Origin of the sequence: Paenibacillus eucommiae, from assembly GCF_017874215.1 — a bacterium.
Lineage (GTDB): Bacteria > Bacillota > Bacilli > Paenibacillales > NBRC-103111 > Paenibacillus_AI > Paenibacillus_AI eucommiae.
In genome coordinates, this window is record NZ_JAGGLB010000004.1 from 336848 (window position 1) to 350665 (window position 13818).

A 13818-nucleotide genomic window follows, 5' to 3' on the forward strand; every position below is an offset into this window, starting at 1 on the left:
ACTTATCCCCATACCCCTAAAATTACAACGCCTATGGTTATTAACAAAGAAGTAAAAATTCGTCGGATGCCTTGCTTCTCCCGAAGTATAAATATGCCCATAATCGTACCAAACACAGTACCGATTTCTCTCATCGGAGCCAGTTGAGCAACAGGGGCCAGCGATAAGGCAAGCAGGAATAAAAGATACCCGCCTGGAGCAATAACTCCTCCTAATATTGTGACCTTCCAGTTTATCGCCCATTCCTTTTTTAACCCTCTAGAACTTAATGCAGCCCAAGAAAGAGCTAAGACATTGCCAACATTCGTAGCCTGTATCAACACAACAGCCGAAACATGATTTAAGGCAATCTTATCTACTATAATGTAACTCGCAATACAAATGCCAACTGCCAGTGCCAGTAATGGAGCTTTAAAATCTTTAAAAGAGGTTATGGAACTGCTTTTGAAAGTAATATTGCTTAACAATACAATTCCGCATACAATGCAAGCCACTCCTGCCCAGCCGTACACAGACAAGGATTCGTTAAAAATGAGTACTCCCGCCACAGGCACCAATAAAGGGCTCGTTCCCCTCATAATTGGATACACTTGAGATAAATCGCCAATGGAGTACGCCGCGGCAAGCAAAACCATATACAAGCCATGTATGAGCACAGATGCTGCAACCACAAGTAACCCTGTACTCGAAATCTCAAAAGTCTTCCATTCAAGCAGCGTCCAAGGCAAAAATACAACTATCGAAATAAGATGGCAGAACCAAAGAAAAACATTTTTATTGACACTTCTCTTCGTATATAAATTCCAAATCGAATGCAGAAAACCCGAGCTAAGAACAAGCATAACAGCTATACCATACACACCTGTCCCCTTCCTTCTCCGAGTGCTTACTTTTGAGTGCTTATTAATAAGTGCTTAATCTTCAGCTTCCTTTTGAGTGCTTACTTTTGAGTGCTTACTTTTTGCTTACCTTTAAATGTCCGCTCATATTTTAGTTTTACTGAATTTTTTTAATAGGCCAGATCAGAACTTCTAACCGCTTTGTAAAAGTTAACAGAGGTTCTACCTCCGGCAGCACAATTCCATGTGACCCCGCCATTGTGTTTACATCGGTATAGAGCTCAGCTTGCTGCAGTCCCCAAGGTAAATGATGAATTTCCCCAATAAAAAGTTCCCCGCTATTATTAGAAGCATACAGACAATAGCGTTCTGTAAGCCATTGAAGCAAAGTCCCTTGCGCTGCAGTAAATACTTCAGGAGTTATAGCTCTGTAACTGCCAGAAAACAAGGCAGGATTCCCTCTTCGATCAGTTCTCTTGCTGCTATATCTGATAAACTGTCCTTCTTGCTTAACAGAAATTTGTGCATTCATGTAAGGCAGATGAAAAAAAGCTCTTGCAGCTTCAACAGCAAGTCGGCTGCTCGCTTCCAAGCTAAAAAAATAAACGCCCTGCTTACCTTTGCAAGTTACATAGGTACGGACGTTAAGCTCTGGAAAACGACTCGTAAAAGGAATAGGCGGAATCCCCCGAAGCCTTATGCCACTCATTCGAAAAGGTACAATGCTGATCCAGGGTTTACCTTCCCACAGTTCCAACTCCAGCCCCTCCGGAATCAGCGGAAGCAACTCACTCGCCTGGACAGGCCAATGTGCAAATAAAAGATCATGCCAACTCTGCTTCATAACCCAATGCCCCTTAGGCAACTGATAAGGCCGATGATCCACAGTATTGATCAAATCAAGAGAAGTCATGTATACACTTCCTCCCCGCTTCACTTTCCATAATCCATTATACTGTTGAAAAGATTTGAGAAGCAAGAATATTAAGCCCTTAAGAACCTTATAACATCTAGAAGCAACCCTTAACAAAACCCCAATAGCACTTGTTAAGGGCTGTTGCGATTTTTTCTTTTTGTTTTGACTTTTTGAGCTGGGCTTTAACTTCTCCAGCTTATTCCGACCCAAGTTCGGATATGTCTTAAGGAACACGCCAATATCGCAAAAAATAGGGAAATAGTAAAACAGACGTACAAGCACTCATCCATTTCAGCACTACCTCAAAAGATAAAGTTCTAGTCAGTCCCATCCCTCTCCTTGAAAAGCGCTCTCTACCAAGCCCCATTTTACCCAGCAGTCTATGCCCTAACTTGGATACATCTCTTAAATCAGCCTTCCTTGAAATGAACTCCAGTTCCTCAGTTGTTAAAGCAGATACATGGGCAGCAATTTCTTGCTCGCAGCTATCCTGACTGGTTATTTGCCCGCTGTTAGAGGCAAGGTGTTCATCATGATGGGGAAAAATAATTCCATTACTTGTTACATCATTAGATTTCCCGTCTCTGCGATTAAATTGCTTATGTAGTGCCACTTCTAGCTTTCCCAATAACAAACGTGCCGAACGATAGTTTATTTCTAGCTCCTCCGCTAATGCAGACGATGTATATGTTTTCTCTCCTTCAACTAATAAATCGATAGCCTTGAACCAGACTAACAATGAGAGCTTCGATTTGTGCATGATGGTGCCAGCCGTCACAGACACCTGAGTTCTGCAATCACGGCATTCATATAATTTACGTGTGTTGATCTTGTAGCAGCTTTCATGATCACAGCGAGGACAACAAAAGCCAGCAGGCCAACGAAGCTTATATAAAAATTTTTCACAATCCTCTTCACTCCTACAAGTCTGGGGAAAATGCTGCAGAAACATTTCATCCATTTCGATCACTTCCTATCGAATAGTTGTCCAGATTTATCTTCAACCAAATCCTCACTTGGGATATATACCCATTATACCAAACAAACGTTCTCATTCAAAGCATTTTTTTAGTATAATTTGTATAAGAATTGTATTGTGAATTCATTTTTTCTGAATTATCTACAATGGCTTTTTTCTTAACACAATTTTCTTTCACACTGCTCCCCTCCATACATAAACAATCCAATTGACGAACTAAACGCCATACTCTCGATTTGTACATATGACAGAAAAGTAAATTTCATGTTTAATACTCCCCTCCCCCACAACACTTAAGGTATGGATATGAAAACGGAGCTTAGATGCATAAAAAAACCACCAGGAAATTAATCTTTTCCATGATGGTTTGAATTCAAACTGTGTTGTTAACGACCTTACAGAACAGTAGCTTTGCCTCCATCAATGTTAACAGAGGTACCTGTCACATAGGATGCTGCTTTAGAAGCTAGGAAAGCGATGACATTCGCCGCTTCTTCCGCATCCCCGATTCTGCCAAGCGGAATGTCATGTTGTGGATTCGCAGCGAACTCTTCCCAGGACAGTTCTGGAGCTGTCTTCTGCCACAAGCGTTCGATTTGGTCACTGCGAATACTGCCGATGCACACCGCGTTAACACGGATGTTATCAGCAGCCAAATCCTTACTCATCGCTTTGGTCAACGCCAATCCGGCGGCGCGGCTCACAGAACTTGGAAGTGATGAAGCCGACGGTGTTTTACCCCCAACAGCCGTTACGTTGACGATTGAGCCTCCACCTGCTTTGCGCATATGAGGAAGCGCCGCACGCGAGAAATGTACAGCTCCCATCAGCTTAAGATCCAAGTCTGCCGTCCATGCCTCACCGTCCACTTCTGGAAATGGCCGAGCTGCTGACGTGCCTGCATTATTAACTAGAATATCCACACCACCTAGCCGCTCTACTGTTTCCGCTATCACTCTGCGAGCTTCTTCCTCTATCGATACATCTGCAGATATGTATACCGGCTCAGTTCCTGTCTTCTCTTTAATCAATCCAGCGGCAGTCTGCAGCGGCTCAATGCTTCTGGCCACAATGACTACCTCAGCACCTTCTGAGGCGAGCAAAAGCGCTGTAGCCAGACCAATCCCTTTACTCCCACCTGTAACAATAGCTTTCTTCCCTTTTAGCCCCAAATCCATCTGATTTTCCTCCTCATTGATATTCCATTTTCCCACTTCATTTATAGTAAATATAGTATACCAATTGTATCAATTAAAAGTACAGTTATGATACCAAGCTTAGATCTATCTGATCTTATGTTTTGATGTTTTATTTAAGAAAAGAAATGCTGTTTAATATGTATGCTATGTATAAAAAAAGAGTCAGTCATTTAGGGCAGTTGCACCTTCATTGTAAAGAGTAATAAAGGAGTCGACTATCTCCGCATCAAATTGTTTGTTCCTTTGTTCCAAAAGATAGTTAACTGCAAGCTCCGCACTCCACTTCTCCTTATAGGGTCTTTTCGTAGTAAGTGCATCATAGACATCAACTACACTGACAATACGTGCTTCAAGCGGAATATGTTGTCCTTGCAATTGATGCGGATAACCACTGCCGTCCCATCTTTCATGATGATGCTGTATAATGCTCTTGGCTGTTGAAAGCTCGCTCTCAAATAAATCGTCATCCAATTCGGCATATATCTTATCAACGATGTCCACACCGATTAAAGTATGCATTTCAATGATTTTACGCTCGTAATCAGCTAGAGGTCCAGGCTTATATAGAATGCCTTCGGGAATGGACGACTTGCCGATATCATGCAGTATGCTCGAGTGGGCAATAAGGGATAACGCTTGAGGCTGCAGGCCTAGCTGAAGTCTTTCATTATGGCGGGCAGCTAGTAGTTCCGTTAATTTTTGTACTCTTAATAAATGCGACTCGATACCTGGATCCCTTATTTCACAAGAAATGGCCAGTACTTTTAATAATGATCCTTGAATGCCTCTAATACGCTCTTCATTCAAATAAAAACCACGATCCAATTCCTCCAGCTCACGGAACACGCCGACGAAGTATGTTTGCTCATCCATGTTAAAGGGGGTAATCGTGATCGAAGAATGCCATAAATCCTTGTTCTGTTTTTGATTCGTAAATACTCCAGACCAAGGAGATCCGGCACGTATCGCCTCATGCATCTTCTTGTATGTTTCTCTCGGAGTATAGGCTGTGCGCAGAATACCTGCCTTTTTGCCTACAATAGTGTCGATGGAATAGCCTGTAATCCTTGCATATGTCTCATTTACAGCCAGTATATGATGCTCTTGATCCGTGATGATAACGGCATCTGCCAAAGAAAGGAAAGTGTTGAGTCTGTCGTTCATAGCGGCTCCTTCTTAGTTGTCTTTGATACCCATCTATTTTATCACAAATGTGGTTTCATAGAAGCAAAAAGACGGTCAGAGCCAAAATCACATATCATCAATGGAATGAACAGCTGGAGGTAGACACTTCATGTTCGAGGCCAACATCTCCAGTGCCCCAAAAACATTCGATGCTTCCCTTATAAGAACGAAGCCGCTCGTCCGGCCGTGGATAACAGAACTTCCCCTTTGGCAATAAGAATATATCCTTTAATACCCTCGACCGCCACAAGTCCCTTCAAAGCGTCGGGGATTCGAGAATGTGGAATTTTTCACCCGTCTTGACATAATTCACTTCTGCCGGCGCCGCTTCTTCCTTCATAATTTTCGCAAAGGTGCTGCAACCTACATCCTCATCCATCGGTATAGTAATGTACATATATCCGCTCTGATGGATCAAAGTCAAAAAAATATTCACATAATAATCTAGAGTGGAAGACTGTGTATTAAAAAACTTGCCGTTCAACACACTTAAATTGTAAAAAAGTAACGAAATAATACTGGAAAAAGCTTTGGCTACTTCCCTCATCTTTCTCCCACCTGTTACGATGTAACATAGCAGAATGGTTACTTTTGGCTACAGTTAACAAATTACATATGGGTTAGTCTCTTTTTGAATCTACTGAACTTCCATCGATTAGATGTGCCTAGCGTGGCTAGGCGTGGGGAAAATAAAAAAAGCCCTCAATCCAAATGAGGGTGCTTTGCCGTCCAACTTCTGAGTAGAACTCATGCGAGCTGTGAAACTGACTTTTTATCCTTCTGAATTTACAGTTTTATCGTCGAAATTATGCTTGATTGCCTTCGATTTTAATTTTATTGCTTTTCAACTTGGATGAGTTAAGTTTCATTTTATTAGTAATATACTTCCCTAATTTGATAGATGGCTTTTCAATTAGGTAATATGTTACTCCTGCCAAAATAAAAGAGGATATAAATGCAATAATAATTATATAACCAGTGGGAATTTTCCCATAAAATACATTCAACAAAGTTAAAATGAGTGGCATATGAAAAAGATACAAACTGTATGAAGTTTTACCTATGAAATGAATTGGTTTCAATAATAGAATTTTTTTGAAAATAGTCGATTTAATACTATAGATAATGAAGATAGAGCCTCCGATAGCAATAAACCAGTCATTTATTATTGTTAAATGCAAGCGACCATGGTTGGGCAAGAACCACCACGTATAAGTATAAGCTAAGATGCCTATTAATAATATGAATAATTTGATTATAACGGATAACCTATCGTAAAGATCGCTTATATATTGTCGATGTTTTGCCAATAATGCTCCTAAAATGAACAATCCAATATAGTGAATAGAAATTAAATACGTTGGATTGTAGTTCAGTATGTTAAGAGATAAATACCATAACAAAAAAAATATAACAGTACAAGATAACGCAAAAAATATATTTTTTTTCCAGCTTAATTTAACTACAAAGTACATGACGAACGGAAATACGATTGATATTCTCATTTCATGAACAAGCGACCATACTACAGGATTATAACTTAAGCTATTAAAATCCCCCAAAAATAAAAAATGACTTATTAATAATTTACTGGAAACTGAATTTTCCCAAGTTCCTTCGAATACATTTGTCATTTCGTATATAGAAACACGAGAAAAAAAGCTTAAAAGAATGACTGAAAGAATGATACAAGAAATATAGGGAATGTAAATTCTGCATACTCTTCTAATTAAATAATCTTTATAATTTAAAGCATTTTGATTGTAGTAAGGTAAAGATAGTACAAAGCCACTTAGTATGAAAAATAATATTACTGCTTCATGTCCTCCCCAGAACATATGCAAAGGTGTATTCATAAATTTATTAATTAAATATAGGCTCGGAGTTATAACGAATAAGTGTGCTAATAAAACAGTCATAGCAGCTATCCCTCTTAAAGAATCCAATTCTTCAAATCGTCTATTCACTTATAAACCTCAATTCTTTAATGAGATCAAATAGTTCTTTATAAAGAATATATTAAATATTGTACTTAATGTCAACTATAAATACGATTTATATAGCGGGGCACCTTTATTGAATTGTACCGAATGATTTAAATGCAGCAACCAACCCAATCTCCTTCCAAGTAATACTTCCGCTATCAATAACTGTACTTCCAGAAATGATTGGGAATGAGGGAATAGAAGATCCAGATGTACCAGCATTCTGAGCTTGATAAACATGACCTAAATAATTAATTCTTGAGCCCATTGTATAACTTGTTGATGCCGACCACGAAGTATTATTAGTGTAGCCAGCTAAAGTACATATCCAGCCTTCATTACTTCCTGAACTGAATCCACTATTGTATATTTTTTGATATAGTTTGTAATATTTATTATTAGTAATTGATGTTACATAGTTGTATGGGTCGGTTACTCCGTCTATGGAGTTATTTATCATCGTAACTTTTCCTGCATAGTTACTAGTTAGATCGACATTCTTTAGCATATTATTTCTGATTAGAATTTCTAAATCTGTGTTGACAGAACTTCCAAATACATTTATCAATTTCTTTTTAAAAGTGTCTGAACAGGAAAACTCATTATTGTCAAGTAACATTTGTATACCCATATAAGTCGGCTTCAGTTGTAAGAACTCAGCAGTATTACTGCTATTAGGGAATCTGATACTGCAATTAACAATCTTACATTCCACATTTTTTGAATCTAACTGTATAGCAAAGCCATTTCCTTGTGATACGATGAGTGAATCAATTAAACTTACATATCGACCAGCATTTACTTGAATACAATCGGTATTCATATTGAATTTACAAGCTCTAAACTCCCAGGTTAAATCAGTAAGTGAACTGCCACCATCATGTGTAGTTATAACTCCGACATTATCAAACGTACATCCAACATAAGACCCGCTGGGTAGTCCGACACCTCTGGTTATATCCTGAAAAGTGACGTTATTAAATATCCATCCAGATTTTAGATTGTTGAAAGGAGAAAATACGTAATTTGTATCATTTCCTCTAAATATACAATCCGATAGTATTTGAGGTTCATTATTGAAACTAATTGTTTGCAAAATACCCAGGTATGCTTTATTCGAATCGTTTATAAAACTGCATCCCTTTATTCTGATTTTATATTTTGTTGTTCTGCTTAATGTAACTGTAGAATTATAAAAATAACAATTGTCAATTAAAACATCTTTGTCACGTGATGCATCCTCTGTGGCAAGATTAAGAACACAACCTTCAAAATAGTTATCCGATGCAATAGTTTCTCCATAAAAAGACATGGCAGTATGCATAAACGTATTCTGAGATACTAACATTTGCTGTGAACCTACACTTATCGAGAATAATGTATTATATGAATTGATGGAAGCACCAAACTTCCCTTGTATCTTATTTCTTGTAATTTTAATGTTTCTTGATGCTTTCATTACAATAGTGTAATTTTGACAACTATGAAAATAATTTTTGTCGATAAAAATCCACTGATTGCCTGAGTAGCCATCCTCAATATCTATGCCTCCCATAGGAGGAGTACCATCAGTTTGGGTATTTCCACCGATATGATGTATTTCATTGTCTCTAACATAAATCCATTTTCCAGATAAACTCAAGCCCTGTCTTCTGCAATGGTGAAGATTACATTTCTCGATATAAGTATTCCGAGGATTCTCTATACTTCTAACTGTTATTGTGATATTTGTTGGAATCTGAGGTTGATCGAGCACTATCGATGCGTATCTGGCTCCCATTGGAATCATGATTTCTTCATAAAAATCAGCACTATTAATGGACGAAAGAAATGATTTGTCATTTTTATAGAAAATTAAATCAAAATACCTTGCTGTTAAATCAGATCCAAGTCCTCCATAACCATCACCATATAATCCAAAATAGCCATTTTTAGCGATTAGTGCAGAACTTAAATCAATAGTTCCTTTTAAGCGAATTTTAGTAGGGCTTAGTATCATGCTGCCATCAGACAGTGATACTGCCCCTTGCTCCCAAAGCGAGGAAGAATTTAAGGGTTGCAGGGGTACCTGCCCATCTGTCCCACTAACAGTGATAGCATCGCCTGTACAATCATAAATTTCTAGATTGTCAATTGAAATAAATCTTACACCGCCAAAAACGTCTATTCCGCTACCACCTTCATGAGTCCCTCCACTAGAGTAATCATGAGTTAGTCTGTCCCCTTGAATTTTTCCATTTGTAACACGTGAGTAGATCTGATTATTTGCAATTTTTACAATTGCATAACGTTGAAATCCATTATTTCTTATTCTTAAAGTTGACCCATTTAAGTTGAGAGACATAAATTTTTGAGGAACAATAGAGTTTTCTTCATCGATAAGGTAAGTACCTTGAGGTAATATAACTTCAGCATAACCTTGTGTAGAAGCCCATTGAAGGGCTTTATTAATTCCAATTGAGTTATACACTGCATCTGTTTTATTAGAAAAATCAGATGAAGTATTTTTAACTCCCCATCTCTTTAACTCTAATACATAGGATCTGAATGTTTCACCCATTTCAGATTTCCATTCATCCAGTATATTTTTAAGACTTGTATCAGCATCTACATATACCGCTTCTGCAACAGTAACAGGGAAAGCATATTGACCATTAGCATTATCGAATATAGATTTAATTTTCCCCAGCATACTAAACCCTCATTTCTCCGATCATTATTTATTATGGAGTTATCCAGGTTCCTCCAGTTAATATAGCTGCTGGACTTCCTTTGCCGCTACTATCATCAACAACGCTACCTATAAATTGTGTTGTAAAATCGTAATATGCAACTAAATTCCCGTTATTGAATAATTTAACATAGTAAATCGAACCTGCTGCACGTTGCTCTCCACCAGAGTTTGAGAAAATATTTATATCGTCGGTACCCGCGTAAGACAAATTTAATTGCAATATTGTTACCACATCATTCGGGATTGGAATATTTTGATTTATAACACCATTTATATAAATGGAATTCCATCCGGCTCCTATGTTGTCTGAACCATTTGAAGATCTTTCATAGTAAGCATTAGCAATTCCACTCCTTGCATCCACTATAGATACATTACTAGGAACTGGAATGGGTAGGTGAAGAGCAAATTTCAACTCGATAGTTGTGAAAGTGAGTGATGGCAATTTCAAAAAGTCAGTGATTCCATTCATCGCTATTGCTCGATTACCAATTGTTTTTGTAGTTATACTTACGCCTTTAGACCTGTTATTTGAGGTATCTACTGCTTTTATTGAAAAAGTATAAGTGGTATTTGGTAATAATTGCGTTACTTTATATTCTAAAAATTGGAATTTAGAATAAGGGGGGGCTAAAGTAGCCATAATAGTTCCTCCCTTATAAACTTCATACTCACTCACATCTAATGATGCGCTCTGACCCCAATTTAATGTTAAACTTGTTTGCTGTACATTTGATATTGAAATAGTTGCAACCTCTGGATCTAATGGGGGAATATCATCTACAATTTGTACTTGTTGGCCTACTGTCCAATCCTCAAATGAAATTCCACTAATATCTCCACCACCAACAGGACTTCCATTAAATAAAAGAATATTCCCATTGTCACTAAGCTTATCTAACGTGGATTTATTTGCTTGAAGGATAATTGCTTTAATCCAACTCACACACTCATCTCCCTCCTCTAGCCTCACATAAAATCAATGAACTTGTCAGCATCCGCTGGATTCATTTTAGATTTAATCTTATTTATTATATTCAGTACTCTTTCTTTTGGTATGTGCTTTTGTAGGTAGGTCCATATATCTTAGCTTTCTCCCCCTCAATCGAATAATCAACATAAGAATTTTTCTAAGAACTGACCATATGGACAATCCTGAAAAAACAAGATTCCCTTTTCATAGAGAAAAAGGAAAATAACCGCTTGAATAGATCGAACGGCTTTACTGACATCCTTATGAATAAAAGACAAATGAAAAAAACCACCCGAAGATTCGAGTGGCTTTCGTACTTCATCCATGATAGACCCTTGGGCCTAGTCATCGTTAGGACGATTCTTTCTCCATTTATTAAAATCCAAGAACTCCCGAAACTGCTGTTTGTCGACTCCTGATGTCATTGCTTCCTTCACAATGTCGTACCATTCCTGATCAAGGTCACTGTCCTTCGAGACTGTTACATCCTGATCAATCAGCCTATCAACTGGAACTTTTAAAACACCGGCAATTTTTTCGAGAAACTGTATCGAAGGATTTTTCTGTATGTCGCGCTCCAAGTTGCTGATATATGATTTAGCAACACCCGCACGTTCCGCCAGCTCCGTAAGAGACATTCCCTTTTCTTTTCTCAGTTGCAGAACACGTTTACCAATCATTTCAGATCTTCCCTTTTGACAGTTATCTTGTGCATGTATGTTATTATAGCAGATTTCCTTTCAACGAACAATTCGTTATTTATACAGAACAAAAATAAAAATCATAATCGATAAAACCTAATAAGCTTTCTTCACACTTCTTCACATTAACGTGATAAAGCGGATTCACAAAAAAATATGCGCAAAAAATAAAAAAGACCGCTCTCCAATAAGCCCAACAAGGCCCGGGATATGCGATCTTTAAGTGTCAAAGTTACCGTCGCTTCCTAAAAAAAACTATGCCCAATAGAAATATAAAAGCTGCTATTGAATCCAGCACAACATCCCTGCCTGAAGGTGTCCTTCCAGGGACGAAAGACTGCAGCCATTCATCTAATGTGGCGAGAAAGAGCGTACAGAGCCACGCGTACCAAATGGAGCGCTTTCTGATCACCCTATAGAACAGGATGGCCAGAAACCCATAAATAAGTACGTGGGCGGATTTGCGAGCAATCGCATTCATAAGATAAGCGTCGGGTTCATTCAAACCCGTTATTTGCCGGATGACCAAAACAGTGTGTTCACCAGTGAATATCTGAAAAGATGTAAGTATATATACGGCGCCCATTGATATCGCTAACATAATCCACCAGAACCAAGGTTTCAGCAGTTGGGCTTTCTTTGCCTTAGCTCTACTTGGCGTTATCATTATGCCATTTGACAAAATCAATCACAATTTTATATTCATGAATTTGATCCTTTTCAATCCCTGATTGCTTCAAATCATAAATAAATTCCATCCACTCTTTGTCCAAATGATGTTTTACTTCCATTTCCGTGTTGATTTCAAGCAATGTTTTGAGATCTACCTTTAGTACCGCAGCAATTTTTTCCATCACATGAATGGAAGGATTCTGCTTGAGGTTTCTTTCAATATTGCTTAAATAGGATTTGGAAATACCCGTCCTTTCCGAGAGTTCGGACAAGGTCAGTCCTCTTTTTTTCCGAACTGAGGAAATATTAGTTCCAAGCATTATTCTTCAACTCCAAAGTTATACAAAGTTTAGTACACACTGCTAATGTATCACCTCCTTCAACGAAGTATAATGCTTCTGTATACAGTGTTTCTGTAGGTTAAAACTGCTGGAGTATTAGACGGATTAAGCACTAGTGAACTAAGCACTAATGCTTTTCTCCTTAACCCAACATTGCTTCATACAGTCAATAACCCTCATCTGCTCATCTATCGTCATTTGAGTTCCGGAAGGCAAGCATATGCCCTTTTTAAACAATTGCTCGGAAACACTTTCATTGGAACTGTGCGAATAATATTTGGCTCCTTCAAACAAAGGCTGCATATGGAGTGGTTTCCACACAGGACGGGCTTCGATATTTTCTTCCGCCAGTGCTGCCAGCAGTACTCCGATGGATACGCCTGCTTCCTTTTCCTCCAGGGTCAAAGTCGTCAGCCAGCGATTTGAACGTGTATGCTCAAGCTCCGGCATAAAGCGAACTCCCGGTAAATGGGCCATTTCCTGTTCATACCGATTGAATATCGTTCTTTTGACAGCAACGCGATCTTCCAAAATCTGCAGCTGAGCTCTGCCAATCCCAGCTAACACATTGCTCATCCGATAGTTATATCCCAGTTGGCTATGCTGATAATGTGCAGCTTGGTCACGTGCCTGTGTCGCCAAAAAGCGAGCCTGCTTCAAGCCTTCAACATCGTTGGAAATCAGCATCCCACCGCCTGAGGTTGTAATAATCTTATTTCCATTAAATGAATAGATGCCATACTTGCCAAATGACCCGCTTGCTCTCCCTTTGTAAGTGGAACCCAGCGATTCTGCCGCGTCCTCAATGACAGGAACATCAAAGGCTTCACATAGCGCAATAATTTCATCCATTTTTGCACTCTGGCCATATAAGTTAACGACGATAACCGCTTTAGGCAGCTTCCCTTCCTGGTCTGCTGCAAGCAGTGCATTTTTTAAGGCAACTGGTGACATGTTCCAGGTTTCTGGCTCAGAATCAATAAACACCGGTACAGCCCCCGAGTACAAGATCGGATTCGCGCTTGCGATAAATGTAAGGCTTGAACAGAAGACCATGTCCCCTTCTTGAACATCAATCAGCCGCAAAGCCAAATGAATGGCAGCCGTCCCCGAGCTCACTGCAGCAGCATCATTAACTCCGGCATAGGCTGCCAGTTCTTTTTCGAATGCATCGACATGGGGACCTAGAGGGGCAATCCAATTTGTATCAAAGGCATCTTTGATATAGTGAAGCTCATTGCCACTCATATGTGGCGCGGAAAGAAAGATTTTTCTTTTTGGCGTAAACATGCAG

General features: G+C 38.8%; 13 protein-coding genes. All 13 read right to left on the bottom strand.

Features of this window, described 5'->3' with window-relative positions; all coding sequences use genetic code 11:
• Window positions 1–2: 2 nt before the first annotated feature.
• The gene (locus J2Z66_RS09390) at window positions 3–860 is read right to left on the bottom strand and encodes a DMT family transporter (protein ID WP_209971127.1); all 858 of its coding nucleotides are present in this window, start codon (window positions 858–860) and stop codon (window positions 3–5) included.
• 136 nt (window positions 861–996) lie between these two features.
• Complete coding sequence (locus tag J2Z66_RS09395) at window positions 997–1752, bottom strand: YqjF family protein (protein ID WP_209971128.1); 756 nt, start codon at window positions 1750–1752, stop codon at window positions 997–999.
• A 226-nt stretch (window positions 1753–1978) separates the two neighbouring features.
• A complete protein-coding gene (locus tag J2Z66_RS09400) occupies window positions 1979–2716 on the bottom strand; it encodes a transposase (protein ID WP_209971129.1) in 738 nt (245 codons plus the stop codon).
• Between the two features lie 413 nt (window positions 2717–3129).
• Complete coding sequence (locus J2Z66_RS09405) at window positions 3130–3912, bottom strand: SDR family NAD(P)-dependent oxidoreductase (RefSeq protein ID WP_209971130.1); 783 nt, start codon at window positions 3910–3912, stop codon at window positions 3130–3132.
• Between the two features lie 183 nt (window positions 3913–4095).
• Window positions 4096–5097, bottom strand: a complete 1002-nt coding sequence (locus J2Z66_RS09410; protein ID WP_209971131.1) for an HD domain-containing phosphohydrolase — start codon at window positions 5095–5097, stop codon at window positions 4096–4098.
• Between the two features lie 277 nt (window positions 5098–5374).
• Window positions 5375–5665: a hypothetical protein gene (locus J2Z66_RS09415; RefSeq protein WP_209971132.1), complete on the bottom strand. Its 291-nt coding sequence runs from the start codon at window positions 5663–5665 to the stop codon at window positions 5375–5377.
• Window positions 5666–5924: 259 nt separating this feature from the next.
• Window positions 5925–7085 (bottom strand): acyltransferase family protein, encoded by a 1161-nt coding sequence (locus J2Z66_RS09420; protein WP_209971133.1) that lies wholly within the window; start codon window positions 7083–7085, stop codon window positions 5925–5927.
• Window positions 7086–7191: 106 nt separating this feature from the next.
• Window positions 7192–9795, bottom strand: a complete 2604-nt coding sequence (locus tag J2Z66_RS09425) for a right-handed parallel beta-helix repeat-containing protein (protein WP_209971134.1) — start codon at window positions 9793–9795, stop codon at window positions 7192–7194.
• A gap of 31 nt (window positions 9796–9826) precedes the next feature.
• Window positions 9827–10783: a fibronectin type III domain-containing protein gene (locus J2Z66_RS09430; protein ID WP_209971135.1), complete on the bottom strand. Its 957-nt coding sequence runs from the start codon at window positions 10781–10783 to the stop codon at window positions 9827–9829.
• A 368-nt stretch (window positions 10784–11151) separates the two neighbouring features.
• A complete protein-coding gene (locus tag J2Z66_RS09435) occupies window positions 11152–11490 on the bottom strand; it encodes a helix-turn-helix domain-containing protein (RefSeq protein WP_209971136.1) in 339 nt (112 codons plus the stop codon).
• 253 nt (window positions 11491–11743) lie between these two features.
• A complete protein-coding gene (locus tag J2Z66_RS44020; protein WP_376774372.1) occupies window positions 11744–12178 on the bottom strand; it encodes a VanZ family protein in 435 nt (144 codons plus the stop codon).
• Window positions 12162–12503: a helix-turn-helix domain-containing protein gene (locus J2Z66_RS09445; RefSeq protein WP_209971138.1), complete on the bottom strand. Its 342-nt coding sequence runs from the start codon at window positions 12501–12503 to the stop codon at window positions 12162–12164. The genes J2Z66_RS44020 and J2Z66_RS09445 overlap by 17 nt, the downstream gene beginning before the upstream one ends.
• A 141-nt stretch (window positions 12504–12644) precedes the next feature.
• Entirely contained in the window at window positions 12645–13814 is a 1170-nt protein-coding gene (locus J2Z66_RS09450; protein WP_209971139.1) for an aminotransferase class I/II-fold pyridoxal phosphate-dependent enzyme, read from the bottom strand.
• Between the last annotated feature and the right edge of the window lie 4 nt (window positions 13815–13818).